This window comes from Haliscomenobacter sp. (assembly GCF_040403615.1).
Classification (GTDB): domain Bacteria; phylum Bacteroidota; class Bacteroidia; order Chitinophagales; family Saprospiraceae; genus Haliscomenobacter.
This window is the reverse complement of the sequence record NZ_JBBAKG010000061.1, coordinates 1-16,237: the sequence shown is the minus strand read 5'-3', so window position 1 is coordinate 16,237 and position 16,237 is coordinate 1. Positions and strand designations below refer to the sequence as shown.

13 protein-coding genes are annotated in these 16,237 nt (G+C 47.3%); 6 read left to right on the top strand and 7 right to left on the bottom strand.

Annotation, left to right across the window (positions count from 1 at the left end; genetic code table 11):
• Window positions 1-37: 37 nt before the first annotated feature.
• Together ABW391_RS18585 and ABW391_RS18580 are read right to left on the bottom strand one after the other, a co-directional pair.
• Entirely contained in the window at window positions 38-907 is an 870-nt protein-coding gene (locus tag ABW391_RS18585; protein WP_353483410.1) for an inositol oxygenase family protein, read from the bottom strand.
• Between the two features lie 34 nt (window positions 908-941).
• The gene (locus tag ABW391_RS18580) at window positions 942-2,555 is read right to left on the bottom strand and encodes a sodium/sugar symporter (RefSeq protein ID WP_353483409.1); all 1,614 of its coding nucleotides are present in this window, start codon (window positions 2,553-2,555) and stop codon (window positions 942-944) included.
• A gap of 226 nt (window positions 2,556-2,781) precedes the next feature.
• Here ABW391_RS18580 and ABW391_RS18575 point away from each other — a divergent pair, with 226 nt between their 5' ends.
• Window positions 2,782-4,704, top strand: coding sequence for a hypothetical protein (locus ABW391_RS18575; protein WP_353483408.1), 1,923 nt, complete (start codon window positions 2,782-2,784; stop codon window positions 4,702-4,704).
• Between the two features lie 18 nt (window positions 4,705-4,722).
• Here ABW391_RS18575 and ABW391_RS18570 read toward each other — a convergent pair whose 3' ends face one another.
• Both ABW391_RS18570 and ABW391_RS18565 read right to left on the bottom strand, forming a co-directional pair.
• Window positions 4,723-6,381 carry a choice-of-anchor B family protein gene (locus tag ABW391_RS18570; RefSeq protein WP_353483407.1) on the bottom strand — a complete coding sequence of 553 codons (1,659 nt, stop codon included), beginning with the start codon at window positions 6,379-6,381 and terminating at the stop codon, window positions 4,723-4,725.
• Window positions 6,378-7,037, bottom strand: a complete 660-nt coding sequence (locus tag ABW391_RS18565) for an IMPACT family protein (protein WP_353483406.1) — start codon at window positions 7,035-7,037, stop codon at window positions 6,378-6,380. The genes ABW391_RS18570 and ABW391_RS18565 overlap by 4 nt, the downstream gene beginning before the upstream one ends.
• A 161-nt stretch (window positions 7,038-7,198) precedes the next feature.
• Between ABW391_RS18565 and ABW391_RS18560 the strand changes: the two genes are divergently transcribed.
• On the top strand, window positions 7,199-7,750 hold the full coding sequence (locus ABW391_RS18560; protein WP_353483405.1) for a DUF1599 domain-containing protein: 552 nt from the start codon (window positions 7,199-7,201) through the stop codon (window positions 7,748-7,750).
• A gap of 60 nt (window positions 7,751-7,810) precedes the next feature.
• On the top strand, window positions 7,811-9,268 hold the full coding sequence (locus tag ABW391_RS18555; protein ID WP_353483404.1) for a DoxX family protein: 1,458 nt from the start codon (window positions 7,811-7,813) through the stop codon (window positions 9,266-9,268).
• A gap of 68 nt (window positions 9,269-9,336) precedes the next feature.
• Here ABW391_RS18555 and ABW391_RS18550 read toward each other — a convergent pair whose 3' ends face one another.
• The 3 genes from ABW391_RS18550 to ABW391_RS29600 are packed head-to-tail and all read right to left on the bottom strand — an operon-like array spanning window position 9,337 to window position 13,533.
• Window positions 9,337-12,039 (bottom strand): SDR family NAD(P)-dependent oxidoreductase, encoded by a 2,703-nt coding sequence (locus tag ABW391_RS18550; protein ID WP_353483403.1) that lies wholly within the window; start codon window positions 12,037-12,039, stop codon window positions 9,337-9,339.
• A gap of 46 nt (window positions 12,040-12,085) precedes the next feature.
• Window positions 12,086-13,432, bottom strand: coding sequence for a TlpA disulfide reductase family protein (locus tag ABW391_RS18545; protein WP_353483402.1), 1,347 nt, complete (start codon window positions 13,430-13,432; stop codon window positions 12,086-12,088).
• A gap of 2 nt (window positions 13,433-13,434) precedes the next feature.
• Window positions 13,435-13,533 (bottom strand): DUF8685 domain-containing protein, encoded by a 99-nt coding sequence (locus tag ABW391_RS29600; protein WP_502916338.1) that lies wholly within the window; start codon window positions 13,531-13,533, stop codon window positions 13,435-13,437.
• Window positions 13,534-13,751: 218 nt separating this feature from the next.
• Between ABW391_RS29600 and hemE the strand changes: the two genes are divergently transcribed.
• From hemE to ABW391_RS18530, 3 genes are all read left to right on the top strand, one after another.
• Complete coding sequence (gene hemE, locus ABW391_RS18540) at window positions 13,752-14,795, top strand: uroporphyrinogen decarboxylase (RefSeq protein WP_353483401.1); 1,044 nt, start codon at window positions 13,752-13,754, stop codon at window positions 14,793-14,795.
• A gap of 95 nt (window positions 14,796-14,890) precedes the next feature.
• Window positions 14,891-15,313 carry a COG3650 family protein gene (locus ABW391_RS18535; protein ID WP_353483400.1) on the top strand — a complete coding sequence of 141 codons (423 nt, stop codon included), beginning with the start codon at window positions 14,891-14,893 and terminating at the stop codon, window positions 15,311-15,313.
• Between the two features lie 89 nt (window positions 15,314-15,402).
• Window positions 15,403-16,237, top strand: an 835-nt coding sequence (locus ABW391_RS18530; RefSeq protein ID WP_353483399.1) for a ligand-binding sensor domain-containing protein, incomplete at its 3' end; no start/stop codon positions are given.

Genomic DNA, 16,237 nt, shown 5'->3' with positions numbered 1-16,237 from the left:
GCGCTTCGACTACGCTCAGCGACCGGCCGCTTCCCATCTAAAACTTCAAGGTCCCTGGCAAATACTTCGCGATCAAATCCTCGTAATAAGGCTTCAATTCCTTGACATTTGGTGGAACCGGAGCCTTCGAGTACAAGTCGTAAGGATTGAACAACTTGACGTATTTGAACATCTCGCGATCGTGATCATCCATCAGGTGCTCATAGGCGTGCTCGCGGTGCTGTGCGTAGAAGGAGTGGTAGCGGATCATGTACAATCCCCCTTCTGGAATGTGGTCTTTGACCATGTGGTACAAGTACTCATCATGGCCCCAGGACATGTGGACATTGTTCAGGCCACAGTTGGGTTCATATACACCGTAAGTGGTATTGTAGCGTTCATCCTGGCTATCTGGGTTCAGGTCGAAATATTCAGGATAAACGATTTTGTCGGATGGTTTGCAACCAACCGGGAAGGTATCGCCTACCACGGCCCATTGCGGCTCGCCAAACAAACAGAGTACCTTGCCCATATCGTGCAACAACCCGGTGAGTACAAACCAGTCGGGATGCCCATCGGCACGGATGGCCTCTGAAGTTTGCATGAGGTGTTGCAATTGATCCAGATCGGTGTCTGGGTCAGAGTCGTCCACCAGGGTGTTGAGGAAATCAAAAGCGGCCCAAACGGGCATTTCTTTCTTGTCAAACTTGAGGTATTCCGCCTTTTTTTGCTGGACGAAATCATACGTTTGGTAAGTGTGGTTCAGGCGGTAGAACTCCCTGACGGTATCTCTTTTGGGATCGTCGTAATTCCGAAACTCCTCCTTGGTTTTGGCTGGAGTATGTGGTTCCGGGTAGCGCAGCAGGAGATCGTCTTCCCACTCATCCAGGCTGCCCAATGGCCCATTGTTATCGAAGTCTTGATTCATCTTTTTGCTTGTTTAACGGTAAAATTAAGCACAATTACCAAAATACGGTATATAGCGCAGCTAAAATCCCGCAGATCAGGATGGAAAGTACAGCAAAACTGCCGGTCACCCGAAACATTTTGGGATCCAGATCCAGCCCTTTGGGGTTGTGGGCACTGCGCTTGTCCAGCAAGGATACCAGCACCATGATGCCTACCAGAATTAGAAATGCCCAACCCGTGCGGTGCAAAAACGGCATCGGCGTAGTCGGAATGAGTTTGAATGCCACCGCAACCGGAATCGATAGCGCAGCAGCGATGATGGCAGCCGACGAAGTGGTCTGTTTCCAGAACATGCCCAGAAAAAACAGGGCAAAAGCCCCCGGCGTCAGGTAATTGGAATACTCCTGAATGAACTGATAGGCCTGCTCCAATTGCCGCAACTGCGGCGTGATGCACAACGCAATGACGAAGGCGCCCAATACCGCCAGTCGGCCAGTCCGCACGATTTCCAATTCGCTCGCCTTTGGGCGCAGAAGTTTTTTGTAAATATCCAGGCTGAAAATGGTGGCAATGCTGTTGCATTTTCCCGCCAGGGAAGCCACAATCGCTGCAGTAAGCGCGGCAAAAGCCAGTCCTTTCAAACCAGCTGGCAACAAATTCATCAGGGTAGGGTAGGCGCGGTCGGGTTTTACGACCCCTGCGGCATTCAGCAGTTCCTGTTCAAAGTAACCGTTTTGGTGCAATACATATACTGCGATACCCGGGATGACACAAATCAGCGGAATCAACAGTTTCAAAAAAGCCGCAAACAAGATCCCGGAACGAGCGGTGGCCAAATCTGCCCCGAGGGCGCGTTGTACAATGTACTGGTTGCATCCCCAGTAGTTGAGGTTGTTGATCCACATGCCGCCAAACAAAACCGCCATACCCGGCAGCTCGTAATAGTATTTGTGGCCTTCGAAAAAGATCATGTGAAAATGGTCGTCTGCATTGCTGCGCAAAAGACTAAGCCCGTCCAACACACCCGAACCGCCAAAATGATCAGAAACCTTATTCAGTGCCAGATACGTGACCACCAGGCCACCCATTACCAACACTATGACTTGGACAATATCGGTGTAGCCAATCACCTTCATGCCACCCAGGGTGATGAAAATGGCAAATACTGCTAGCCCGATCATGCAATACAAAAAGGGCAAACCGGAGATGCTTTCCACGGCCAGCGCTCCCAGGTATAAAATGGAAGTGAGGTTGACAAAAACGTATAATAAAAGCCAAAACACCGCCATAATGGTGGCTACAGTATCGTTGTAGCGCTGTGCCAGAAACTGGGGCATGGTGTAGATTTTATTCTTCAGGTAGATCGGAATAAAAAAAACCGCCACGATGATCAGGGTCGCTGCCGACATCCACTCGTAGGAGGAGATGGCCAACCCCATGGCAAATCCCGAACCCGACATGCCAATAAAGTGTTCGGCAGAAATGTTGGAGGCGATCAGGGAAGCGCCAATGGCCCACCAGGTGAGGGAACCCTCGGCCAAAAAAAAGTCTTTGGTATTGGTCTCTTTGGCTTTCTTGCGCTGAAAAATCCAGTAGCCATACAGAGACACGCCGACCAGGTATACCCCGAATACAAGGTAGTCAAGTAAATGCAATTGGTTGCTCATTTTGTTTTGCGATTGAGGTTAGGTGTTGCTGGGGCGTTTTATGTTGAAAAAATCAACAATGTAGGTGCTTCCAAATGTCGTTTTTTTCTCCCAGAACAAAAATTTTGTTCAAACTTTTAATTTGACTACCTTTACTTTTGTAATTCACTGCGTTAAGAACCTGCACACAAATCATGATTGAAAACCTCTGATAATCATTTACTTAGGTTTGTTTAATTCTATCGTTATGCAAGGCAAGGTTTTGGCAGTATGGTTCAGCGCCATGGCGTTGATGTGTACAACCGCATTATTCGCACAGGAGCGGTTGAACACAACTACTGCATCAGCCCAATGGGCTTCAATTTCTGCGGAAAAACTTCCTCATTTCTCCCTAAAAAAGACCCTGAAAGAAGATCGACTCAAACCTGGCAATCGATTTGCTGCACCTTTGACTGTCGATTTGGGTTTTGAAAATGCGGGCAGCTGGGAGAAATCTCCGGAAGATCAAAATGTTTGGCGTGCCAAAATTCAATCCAAAGCAGCGTTGGGTTTGATGCTGCTTTTTGACGATTTTTTCATCCCACCCGGGGCAATCCTGAAGGTATACCACGCCGATGGCCAATTGATGAGTACCTTCAACGGCCTGGACAACCAGAGCAACGGCAAATTTCTGATCGGTCTGGTACGCGGAGAAACCGCCCAACTGGAATACATCGAACCCGTTGAAGCTTTTGGCCAGGGACGCTTGCACCTGTTTAGGGTCGATCATGCTTACCACCAGGAAAACCTCCGTGCGGCCAACTTTGATGTTGCTGGAAAACTGAGTAACGAACTGGGTTTCGGAGCATCCGATCCCTGCAACATCAACATCAATTGTACCGAAGGCGCAGGTTTTGAAACCGAAAGGCGCGGAATCTGCCGAATCGTAGTGGTTGTAAAAGAAGGGACTGGGGTATGCACCGGCAACCTCATGAATAACACCAAGCAAGACGGTCGCCCGCTGTTGCTCACCGCTTTCCATTGTCAGGATGGGTTCACTCCGGTATACGACCTTTGGCGTTTTGACTTCAATTACGAAAGCAAAACCTGCAATAATCCAGGCAAAGAGCCCCAATGGCAAACCATTCTGGGTGCCAAATTGCTGGCTGGCCGCCAGTTGAGCGATTTTTTGTTGCTTGAACTGACCAACAGCATTCCGCAATCGTTCAAAGCCTATTTTTTGGGTTGGGATCACCAACGGGAGGCACCCACCAGTGCAAGCTTTATTCACCACCCATTAGGCGACATCAAAAAAATCTCCGTTGATCAAGATCCGTTGATCATCAATCCGAGTGCCATCAGTTGGAACAATAAGGTGATCACCCCGGCCAATTTCCATTTGCGCATGGGCATCGACAAGGGGAGCTTCAAAGTGGGCTCTTCTGGAAGTGCTTTGCTCAACCAAAAGAAGCGCGTAGTGGGACAACTGCATGGTGGTCAGGATACTTGCGTGAACCCAATTGGCTATTTTGGTCGTTTGTTTGTCTCCTGGGATGGATCGGATCTGTCGAGTGGCCGCTTGAAAGACTGGCTAGACCCTGGAGATAGCCAGGTAGATACCCTGAATGGCATCGAAAACCCCGTCAAAGGTGGATCTACCATCAACGGCAGTGTAAAAAATGAAAAGGGAACTGGCGTTGCCAACGTGCGGGTACAACTCATTGGTACAAGTGGCCTCACCGTCACTACCCTGACAGATGACCTGGGCAATTATTCCATCGACAATATCCCGCTGGGCGAAACCTACGAAATTGGCGCTGGCAAAGCCGATGTGTACGAAAATGGCCTGAGTACCCTGGATATGATTCGGGTGCAAAAACACATTTTGAACCTTGAAACACTGGCCTCCCCGTATCAAATTATAGCTGCAGATGTCAACAATTCTGGTACCATCAGTACCCTGGACTTGATTCAGATGCGCAAGGTGATTTTGAATCTGGAAACCAAATTCGCATCTCCGGTTTGGTTATTTGTGCCCTCTGCGAAAAATTTTCAGGATGCAAAAGACCCATTCAAAGGACTGGTTTCGGGCGCTTATACCATTTCTTCCCTGAGTGCTTCGACGCTGACTTTCAACCTGGTCGGGATCAAATTTGGCGACATCAATAGCAGCGTTGATGCGAGTTATTGATGTCGCCAAATTCCTTACCTACTGTTTTAGCACCATGATGGCTTTGCTGCTTCCCTGATTACTCAGTACCTTCAACCAATATTGCCCGATGGGTAAATTGGTACCAATTTGTACCGTGCCATCACCGGAAGGTAAAGCCATACTTTCAATCAAACGCCCTAAGGCATCATAAACCCTAAGCGTAGCAGCTTGGGGCTGTTGGATCCAGTTGTATTGAAGCAGCAGGCTGGAGGAAAATGGGTTGGGGCTGGCTTGCAATACCAGCGGCAATTGCCGAATGTCTTTCAACCCCGTGCTGAAACCATCTGGGCGCAGTTTGACATTCAAGATGGTAACTTTGCCATTTTCCAAAGTAGCCATCAAGGTATCGGGTTGGTACCCTTCTTTGTAAAATACGACCTTATACACCCCGCTTTGGGCCAATCCCGTGCTGTATTTTCCCGCAGCTTTTGACAATTCCTGGTTGACCTGATTTGCCAAAATCTTGACTTCCACATCATTTACCGGAATATTGCTGCGGGCATCAGTAATTAGGCCTTCAAGGTAACAGGCCTTCTGGTAAGTAGGGCGAAACACCCAAAGGCCAGACTGAATATCAGAAGCAATGAGCAAACCACTTGGGAAATAAGGGTAAATCCCCCATACCCCACTGAACCCTCCATCTGGCCCCAGGTAGGTATCGTAACTTCCTACTTCAATTAGGTTGCTCGGGCGATTGGCGTCGATGATTTTCACGCCATCGGTGTAATAAGCCGTAGGCAAAAATCCCTTCAGGTAATGTGTATTGTGGGGCACAACCCCACGCCCGCGGGTAGCTGCTGCGGTGAATACATCCAACAATTCGATGTTGTTGATGTTACGGACGTCATAGGCATCGATGCTGGCATTGATGCGCTCGTCGGTAGTGAAGAGGTATTTGCCATCATCAGAAAGCCAGCAGTTGTGGGTAAAGCGAGAAGAAGTAGAGATGCTGTTCAGAAAAACCGGATTGGTTTTGTCTTTTACATTTACGATGCTCACTTTCCCATCGTAGATATCGGAACTCCATACCGTATCCCCTCGGGTGAAATTGTCGTGGGAATACCCGGTTTTTAAGGCTCCGAGGTACTTTGGGGATTCAGGATTGGAGTTGAGGTCGTACATCACCACTGCGCCCCGATTGACATTGCAACCAGAAAGATACAGGATCCCTTTTTCGTCGATGGTAATGGTATGGCAACGCTCGATCAAGCCTGGGTTCAGTGGATCGATGGGAGCTTGCGGTTTGAGGTATTTCCAGGTAATGGTATCTGGTGCACCTTTCATGTTGACAATCAAGAGGCCATCTGGAGCATTGTCCGTGACGACGTAGACGTAGTTTTTCCAAAACTTCATTTCGCGCCAAATGCTCTGTGTACCAGTGATCAGGGCTACTTTTTTCGGCTTGCGTGGGTCTGCCAGGGAATAAATGGCCGTACCAATGCGCGTACCCAAAATGGCGTATTCTCTCCCTTTGGAATCTACATATCCCCAAATGGCGCTGTATTGTTCTTTGGCGTATTCATTGACGTTGGCCAACAATTCCAGGTTGAAATTGGGTTGTTGGGCTTGGGCTTTTGATTGGGTTATTGTTCCCAACAATAGAAAAAGACAAAGTAAAAAAATGCGATTATTCAAGGTAAAGTGGTGATTAATCATGGTTTGTTTGCTTGTATTGTTTCGATTTTCATGCCCTCTACTTTTTCCAGATGCAGGGCTTCTTCCAGTCGCAAACCTGCAACCCAGGCTTTTAGTTTAAACAACGCATCGGCGGATTCGCTTTTTGGAATGGCGATTTTAACTTTTCCAAGATCGCCAAAATCCTGCTCCAGCATCGGGAGCCCCAATTTTTTGATGGCGTTCATCACGTTGCTCATGATGGCGTAGTCAAAAGTGACCAGGAAAAAATCCTCCACGGTTTTTTCGATGATCTCTGCTTTCTCCAGCGCATCCGCTGCGCAAACGCGGTAGGCATTAATCAGTCCGGAAGTTCCCAATAAGGTGCCACCAAAATACCGCACTACGATGATCAGTACATTGGTCAGCCCAAAACTATCGATCTGACCCAGGATGGGACGCCCGGCAGTGCCGCTTGGCTCGCCGTCGTCGTTGGCGCGGTAATTGTTTTTATCCAGGCCAAGTCGAAACGCAAAGCAGTGGTGCGTGGCTTTGGGGTGCTCTTTGCGTACTGCTTCCAGGTGCGTTTGCCAATCGGATTCGCCAGATACGGGAAAAGCGTATCCAAGGAATTTGCTGCCCCGATCCCTGAATTCCCCCACACAAGGTTCCGCGATAGTAAGATACTGATCACTCATTCTGAAATATTCACAAGCCGTTAACAGGCATTCTCGCGTCTGCTCCTGATCTTTGTAACGCTGAAGTTGTCAATTGTGTATATGCACACTCAATTCCAGTAAGGGCATACAAAACGTTCCTTATTTGCTTACTTTTGCTTCGTAATTATACACCAAGGACAATGAGCACCCGAGCACAGTTTGATGCCGCAATGGCGAAATGTAAGGAGATTTTTCTGAAAAAGACACGCGATTATGGAACGGCCTGGAGAATCCTGCGCGTACCTTCGCTGACGGATCAATTGTACATTAAAGCCAAGCGGATTCGAAACCTGGAAGAAACGAAAACGCAAAAAGTTGCGGATTCCATTGATTCAGAATACCAGGGGATTGTCAATTATGCCATCATGGCGCTCATTCAGCTTGAACTGCCTGGTGAGGAGGAGTTGGAGCTTGCTCTGGTCAAGGTTGAATTTTTGTACGACGAACAGCTTCAAATCATCCGCGGTTTGTTGGAACGCAAAAACCACGATTACGGGGAGGCATGGCGCGATATGCGCATGACTTCGTTTACCGATATGATTTTAATGAAATTGTTGCGCATCAAGCAGATCGAAGAAAATGAGGGACAAACCCTGGTTTCGGAAGGACTGGATGCCAACTATCAGGATATTGTCAATTACGCAGTATTTGCGTTGATTAAAATTCAGGAAAGCTTAGAGGAAGTGCACTAGGGACGAGCTGCATTTTTCCGCTACATTTTTTCTCAACCCTCAATTTACAACTTAAGATCCATGACCATTTTCACACTTGTTTTGTACGTAGCCATGGTGGCTGCGGTATTCACTTTGGTCACAAAATTTGTGCTCAACAAAGTGAACAACCTTTTGGTGAGTTTCTTGCAGCATTTTTGCGGCGTATTGTTTATCGTTTCCGGGTTCGTCAAGGCCATTGACCCGCTGGGGACTGCTTACAAGATGGAGCAGTATTTTGCCAAGTTTGAAAGCACCTTTGAAGGAACCTGGTTATCGTTTATCGCGCCGTTGTTTCCATCGTTGACCAAGTACGTCAATGGCTTTTCGGTGTTTATGATTGTTTTTGAAATCCTGCTCGGCGTGATGCTGATTATTGGATCTAGCCGTCGGTTAACGGCTTGGGCATTTTTCTTGTTGGTCTTGTTTTTTACGGTACTGACCGGATTTACTTACCTGACTGGACACGTTCCACCTGAGGTCAACTTCTTCTCCTTTGGCAAATGGGGCCCTTTTATTGAAACCAATATGCAAGTAACCGATTGTGGTTGCTTTGGCGATTTCCTCAAGCTTAAGCCCAAGATCTCGTTCATGAAAGACATTTTCTTGTTGGTTCCTGCCTTGATTTTTACTTTCGGCTTCCGCAAAATGCACGAGCTGTTTACGATGCCAACGCGCAGCATTTTGAATGTGGCTACAGTAGTTGGTGTTACCCTGTATTGCTTCAACAATTACATCTGGGACATTCCAGCCATCAACTTCCGCCCCTTCAAACCAGGGGTTGACATCGTGAAGCAAAAAGATGCGGAAGATGCCGCCCAACAAGGCGTGAAAATTACCGCTTACCGCCTTACTGAAAAGAAAACGGGGAAAGTAGTCGAAGTGCCCTACGAGCAATTCATGAAAGAGTTGGACAAATACCCCAGTGAAAAATTCGAATTTGACCAAGTGAAATCGGAGCCCGTAATTCCTATCACCAAAATCAGCGATTTTGACCTGACTGGCCCGGATGGCAGCAGTGTAACGGAAGATTGGAAGGCCATCAAAGGCTATCACTTTATGGTGGTGGCATACAAACTGTATGGTGAAGAAGCGGGTACCAAGACCGAAACGGTAAGAGATTCCGTGTTCAAAACACTGCCCGATTCCAGTAAGGTATTTGATTCAATCTCCACCCGTACCATCACCCACAAGCAGTACAATTGGGATGAACACTACCTGGCGAAGTGGAAAAAGGTAGTTGCGGAAATGACCAAAGCCAAGAAAGCTGGAGCAACCGTATACGCCATAACTAGCCCTTATGATCCTGCGATGATCGATGCATTCAAAGAAAAGACCGGATTCAATTTCCTGGTGCTGCGTGCCGATGATATTTTGTTGAAAACCATCATCCGCTCCAATCCTGGGGTGTTGTTGTTCAAGGATGGAACGATTGTCGAAGATTGGCACATTCGGAAATTGCCGAAATTTGAAGAGATCAAGACCACGTATATGAAGTAGGGTCAGCCCTATGTGGCTGACCCCGCGACATACCGACCACCCGTAAGGTCAGCCACGTAGGGCTGACCCTACGGGCGGCCCGACCGGTCAATAATCGTTGCGCTGGCCTGTTGCGTCCCATAAATCACTACATCCTGGATGTTGACGTGGGATGGTTGGGTGGCCATGTAAAATATCGTATTCGCCACATCCGTAGAGGTTAGTGGCAGAAAGTCATTGTAGATTTTAGCCCGATCCGCATCGCCGTCGAAGCGTACCAAGGCAAACTCGGTTTCTTCCACATGCCCAGGCGCAATCTGGCTAACCCGGATGTTGTATTTGTACAAATCCAAGCGCATGGCACGGGTCAACATATCCACTGCCGCTTTGCTGGCGCAGTAAACATTGCCCATTGGATAAGGCTCTTTTCCAGCGATTGAACCAATGTTGATGATGTGGCCTTTGTGCTGCGCCACCATCAGCGGGCTTATGCAACGGGTGAGGTAAAGCAAACCTTTCAAATTGGTATCGATCATTTCTTCCCAATGCTCCAGTGATCCATCCTGGATTTCGGAAAGTCCTTTGGCTTTTCCAGCATTGTTGACCAAAAGGTCGATGCTGCGCCATGCTTCCGGCAGCCCATTGATGGCAGCGGTAACTGCGCTGTTGTCGCGCACATCGAAGTTCAGGCTGATTACTTCAGCGCCCAGATCAGTCAATTCCTGCTTTACCGCATCCAACAACTCAGTGCGTCGGCCAGTAATGATCAATTTCCAACCTGCATGTGCAAATGCCTTTGCAGTGGCCAAGCCGATACCGGACGTAGCCCCGGTGATCAGCGCAATTTTGGCTGGAGCTTTTTCTTCTACAATTGCTGGTTCGATTGGCGCTGGTTCTGCTTCCAGTTGGGTCACCTTGGAACGGAGCAATTCTTCCAAACGCGTGATGTTTTGGATCAGTGCTTCGATGGTATCGTGTTCGGAAGCCAGGAGCGGCGAAAGCGTCCCGGTTAAAGCAGGCACTACCACATCCGGGACAACCACAGCGGGCAGATCTTCTGTTGTCGCTGGGACAACAAGCTCTTCAGGCGTTTCAACCACTGGATTTGCAGGCAGCCCGCGGAAAGCAATCTCGTTTTCGGGCGTTTGCAATTCAGGATTATTGGCTATTGCTGCTTCGTAGTATTGCAGTGCTTTGCTTGCATCTCCGGCGGTATGGTAAATCAGCGCAAGGTCATAATTGGCAAAGGGGTGCTTGGGCTGGATGGCCAAGGTTTTTAGAAAATATTCTTCTGCTTTATCGGTTTTTCCCAATACATCGGCCAGCAAGGAGGCATACTGGTAATGGGCATCTACATTGCCCGGGTTGCGTTTTGCAGCGCGTTTGAAGCATTTGGCGGCATATTCCACCTCTTCCGGGAAATTGGCCTGCAACACCGTACCTAAGCGGTAAAACACATCGGTAAAATCGTCGTTGATGTCCACCAGTCGCTCGTAGTGCGTGCGGGCTGCGTTGAAATCCCCCTGCAATTCGGCCAGCTCTCCCAACAGGAAATATGCAGCTTCATGTTCAGGATCACTTTCAGTGGCCAAATTCAATTGTTCTAGGGCTCCGCTTACATCGCGGGTATTTTGAGCCAAAATCAAGCCATAAAAATAGTGCAACTCTGCACTGCCAGGGTAGGTTTTGATGGCTTGCTTCATGAAGTTGATGCCCGGCTCCACCTGACCAGAGGAAACCATTCCACGTGCCTGACGAATCAAGTCACCTATTTTTTCGTTGTCTTCGTCATCTTCTTCGTCATCGTCTTCATAGTCGTCATCGTCATCAAAAGCGGGCGCTTCAGTTGGTGTTTTCACAACGGTATCTTCCACAGGCAATGCTGGGGTTGATTCGTCATTAGTGGCATCCAATGCTGGAATTTCCAGTGGCTCGTCGCTTATTGTATCCACATGTTCGGCAATGACTACCCCTAGGTTTTCGAGATTCTCGGCCAGTTCTTCACCGGTCAATTCTGTCTCCACTGCTTCGGGTGTGACAGCTGGTACTTCTACCGGTGGGTGGTACATTTCCACGGTGGGCGTGACTACCACTTCGGGAGCAGGCTCGGGGTGGGAAGGTTCTACAATTTGCGTCGGCAAATCTTTGTCCGCAACGGTCAAGTTCAATTGAGGAGCTTTGGCCTTAAACGCCGCCCATTCTGCCGGATCTTCTACAAATTCAAAAAAAGCTTGCAGGTGATTTTCAATAAAGTCAGGGTATTGAAAATAGCGCATGTTGCGCAAAACCCTTAAAAATTCGCTGGCTTCGCTGGATACCTGGCGGAGTACACGGAGGTTTTCGTTGAGTTCATCCCGTTTGTCTGCTTCGTTTTCTGCTTCAAACTTGCGTTTTTGGCTGCGCAAATCCAGGTATTTGTTTTGCCAGAAATTGATGTAGGGAATGATGTCCCCAATGCGCTCAAATTTGGTTGGCGTATTGGTCCATTGACCAGTCGATTCATCTTTGGTACGCCCTTCAATGACTATGGGTAAAATGTTGCCCGTTTTTTGCTGTACGAGTTGCAAAGCGCGGTTCATGCAATGTTCCGAACGCAAAAAATTATCGCTGATGAGGAGTAAAATAGTACCATCGAAATCGCGCAATTGCTCAGCGAGCGTAAGTTCGTCTGCATTTTTTTTGCAATAATAATGCTCAACACCATAGCTGGTTTGACTCAATGCATTGTACAATGTTTCTGCGACGGGTAGGTTGTCGATGCAGTACGCAAGAGCTATTTTCTTTGTTGCCATGTTTTCGTTCGGTTTCTAGGTTTTTTGGTTTGATTTTCCAGTTCCACTACTGCTGTACGGATTTACTTGATAAAAGTTGCAATATGAAACGGCTAAATTCAGCTTTAAATTGCTTGTATTCGCTGGTTGCCGGCCCAGAAAAGCCCGTATGGATGCGTTGTACCCGGTCATTTTTGTCGATGACAATCATGGTGGGGTAAGCCAACACCGCATTGAGCATGGGCAATACCTTAGACGCTTCCGCTTTATCGGAGTTACCTGCCAGCAACAATTCATAGTCCATTTTGAAATGTTCCTGGTAGCGTTTCAAAGCTTCCATGGCCTTGTCTTTCTCTTTGTACCGTTCAAAAGCGAGGGCAATCACTTCTACATCCTGATCAGGATGTTCTTTGAGGTAGTCCACCAAAAACGCTGTTTCATCGCGGCAATTGGGGCACCAGGTACCCATAATCTGGATGATTTTGACTTTGTTTTGGTAGCGGGCATCCTTCAGGCTGACAGTTTTGCCAGCGGTATTTTCAAAGGAGAAATCGAAGCGATCGTAACCTGGCTTGAGGAAAGTCAAGGCATTTGCATCTTTCAACTTTGCATTGGGGTTGAACTTGGCTTCCCACGAAGTTTGGTACGCATTGCCAGAGCGGAAGGAACCGATCATCGTACTGTCTTTTGGGTTGATTTTGCCTTCAAACAAAAAGGCATGACCCCCGTCAAAGCAAGACAAATATAGTTTGTTGGCCTGTACCGTGCCTTCGAGGTAGCGGTAATCTCCGGTTTCGGTCAAAAATGTGCCAGTAAGGTGATTGCCTTCCTGCTTGAATTCTCCGACGCCTTTGTATTCATCCTCGGTGCCAAGTTCAAAAGTGGCATCCCAACGTCCACTGACGTCCATGGCGGGTGCTTTGCGCAAGTTGGTGAAGCGGTAATCCCGACCATGCCGGGCGATAAAAGGAATGCGGTAGTTTTCTTTGCTGCGCACGACCCATTCGCCATCAATCGCATTTTCGAGAAAAAAACCGCGGATGTAGGAGTCGAAGACCGGTAAATTGATCAAAATGGTGTCCTTGGCCTGGCTTTTGTCGCGGCCAATTTTGATGTCATCCACCACAATCCGTTCATCTCCATTGATGATTTCAATGTAAAAACTGTCTTTGGTGACATATTTGACTTCAAAAATAAAGGGCAATTCTCCGTCGGTCACTTCCTCAAACTTGAGATTGACTTTATCGGGGAGGGGTTCTCCCCGTGGATTGGGGTTGATGGGATTGTTGACCAATTTGAGTACGGCCCGCCATTTGCCAGGTGGCAATCCAGAATAAGGGTTTTCAGCCGAAAAGAAACAGGAATTTAATCCCAAAACGATGGAAACAAAAACAAATATGTGGGCGATTTTCATGCCTAACTTTTTTCACCAGTGAAATAATGCTCTTTATACTTAAAAAGCACCTTAAAAGTTGTCAAATTGCCGTAGATTTTTGACCAGTACTGTTTGATCATTCATATACGTCGTATCTGGGGCGGAAATTAAGGAGAAATATGGAAAATTCAGGAGATATACCCGGATTTGTTGGGTTTGCATAGAATTGAATGCACAAATAGAAAAATAAAACAAGAGATCAGTTGTTATTTATCCTTATTCATTAAGTGAAAAAAAACAATTTCCTGACTTAAAGCCCCGAAATTTTGGCTATCATTGCGTTTTCAGATGGATATATATGATGGATACAACAGAAACGCTACAAAATGACCTCTTTTTGCGTGTTGCAAAAGGTGAAATCACCGATCGACCTCCCGTTTGGTTGATGCGTCAAGCTGGTCGGGTATTGCCCCAATACCGGGCATTGCGGGCCAATTTCGCTGGATTTCGTGAATTTTTGTTTGAACCTGCTGCTGCCGCCGAAGCGACCATCCAACCCATTGATGAGTTGGGCGTTGATGCCGCCATTATTTTTTCCGATATCCTGGTAGTACCTGAAGCCATGGGTTTGCCTTACGAGATGGTGGAAAAACGCGGCCCTTTGTTTCCCAAGACCATCCAAACGGCCCAAGACATAGCTCAACTTCAAAGTGGTGAGGCTGCTGCCGACAATATGGAATACGTCTATGAGGCATTGCGCATCACCAAACGCGAACTCCATGGCCGAGTGCCGTTGATTGGATTTGCAGGAGCCCCCTGGACGATTTTTGCCTATATGGTAGAAGGGCAAGGCAGCAAAACGTTTTCCAAAGCCAAGCAGTTTTTATACCGTGAACCCGCTTTGTCGCACCAATTGCTGGGTTTGATCACCGATACGACGATCGCTTACTTAAAGCGCAAAGTGGCCAATGGTGCCAATCTCATCCAATTGTTCGATTCGTGGGCGGGTATTTTAAGCCCTGCGCAATACCGGGAGTTTGCTACTGCTTACATCGCTAAAATTTGTTCGGCCATCACCGAAGTTCCTGTAACGGTTTTTTCAAAAGGAGCCTGGTTTGCTCTGGAAGAAATTGCAGCGCTGGATTGTCAGGTCATCGGGCTGGACTGGAACATCACCCCCCAGGAAGCCAGAGCCAGGGTAGGGGAGCACCCCGTGTTGCAGGGAAATTTAGACCCTTGCTTCTTGTATGCCGATCATGAAACCATCCGTGCTGGTGCCCTCCAAATGATGCAGGATTTTGGCCCCAAACACATCGTCAATCTTGGACATGGATTGTATCCTGACCTTGATTTAGAGTCTGTTCGCGTTTTTGTAGATACCGTCAAAGCTTACCGCTACTAAAAAAATAGCAATAAAACAATTGTACGCATTGTGCTGTAATAATTGCGTTAACGCACTGTTTGATTGGAAATAACGTGTTAAAAAATAATTTAACAATGAAGCAAACACCTTTTCTCTTAACGCTAATTGGGATGGTTGTTTGGTCTTGCAAACCCGATACCTCCTCTTCTTCTACACAAAACGACCCCGTGCAAGCTATGCAGGCAGTATTTGAGTATTCTTGCCGTGGAACAGAGCCTTCGTTTTGGTTGATTGAAATCTACAAAGACAGCATCGTGTATTTGCGGGCTGGTCTGCCAAAAATCTTGTACCCTTACCAAAAAGCCCGGGTTCAGGGGGATTCTACCTGCTATACGACCAAGACCAAACTCTACGGGAAAGAAACCAAGCTCTCCATTACCGTTTTGGCAGATTCATGCAGGGATGGCAGATCAGATACTGTTTACCCTTTTTCGGCAATCATTGAAAAAGATGGAGAGACCCTCCATGGGTGTGCCATCAGTGAGCCACTAAAGTAGACGTTTGTATGTTTTTGTTGATTGAACGATGAAATTCGTTTTGTCAACGCAAGCCCTTGCCATTAAATTAATCCTATCTTGGTAGCAGAATGTACCGAAAAATTTCAGTATTGCTGCTCCTTTTTTTTGCAATTGGCCCCCTGATTGCCCAACAGCCTTTTTTCAAAAATTATCAGATCAAAGATGGACTGGTCTCCAATTACACTTATTTTGTTTTTCAAGACAGCAAAGGGTACATCTGGGTTGGCTCAGATGTAGGCGTTAGTCGCTTTGATGGCCAAACGTTTACCAATTACAACACGGCTCATGGCATGCCCGACAACGAAGTGTTTTCGATTTATGAAGACAAATCTGGGAGGCTTTGGTTTGCAACACTGACGGGAAAACCCTGTTTTTATTACAATGACAGCATTTACAGTGAAAACAACCTGCCATTTTTAAAAGAATGTGATGCGAAGGGCATGATCATTAACCTTTTTGAAACGAATGACGGCAAAATCGCTTATTGTTCTACCCACAAAATTATCCTGATCGATTTGCTCAAACGGCGTAAAGAGGAGCGTTCGTGCGGTGAAGGTATCGTCATTGCCTGGAAAAACCAGGAGGGAAATATTTATGGTGCAGGACGGAATTTAGGGAAAATTGGACGAAACGGGATAAACAATCAAGTCAAAATGCTACCGCTGATGCAACCTGCCCGGGCTGTTCCTCTAGGAGACTCTGTGCTGATTTCGACCTCCCGAAACATGCATTTGTATCAATCCAGGCGGGGTATCTTCAGGTCATTGAAATCTCCTCTTGATAAAAACAATGAATTCATTTTTTTGAGGATGTCGGGGAAAGACAAGGTATGGGGTGGCACCCGCAATGGGGTGTACCTGCTGAATTATCCTTCACTCACCGTTAACCGATTTTACTTAAGTG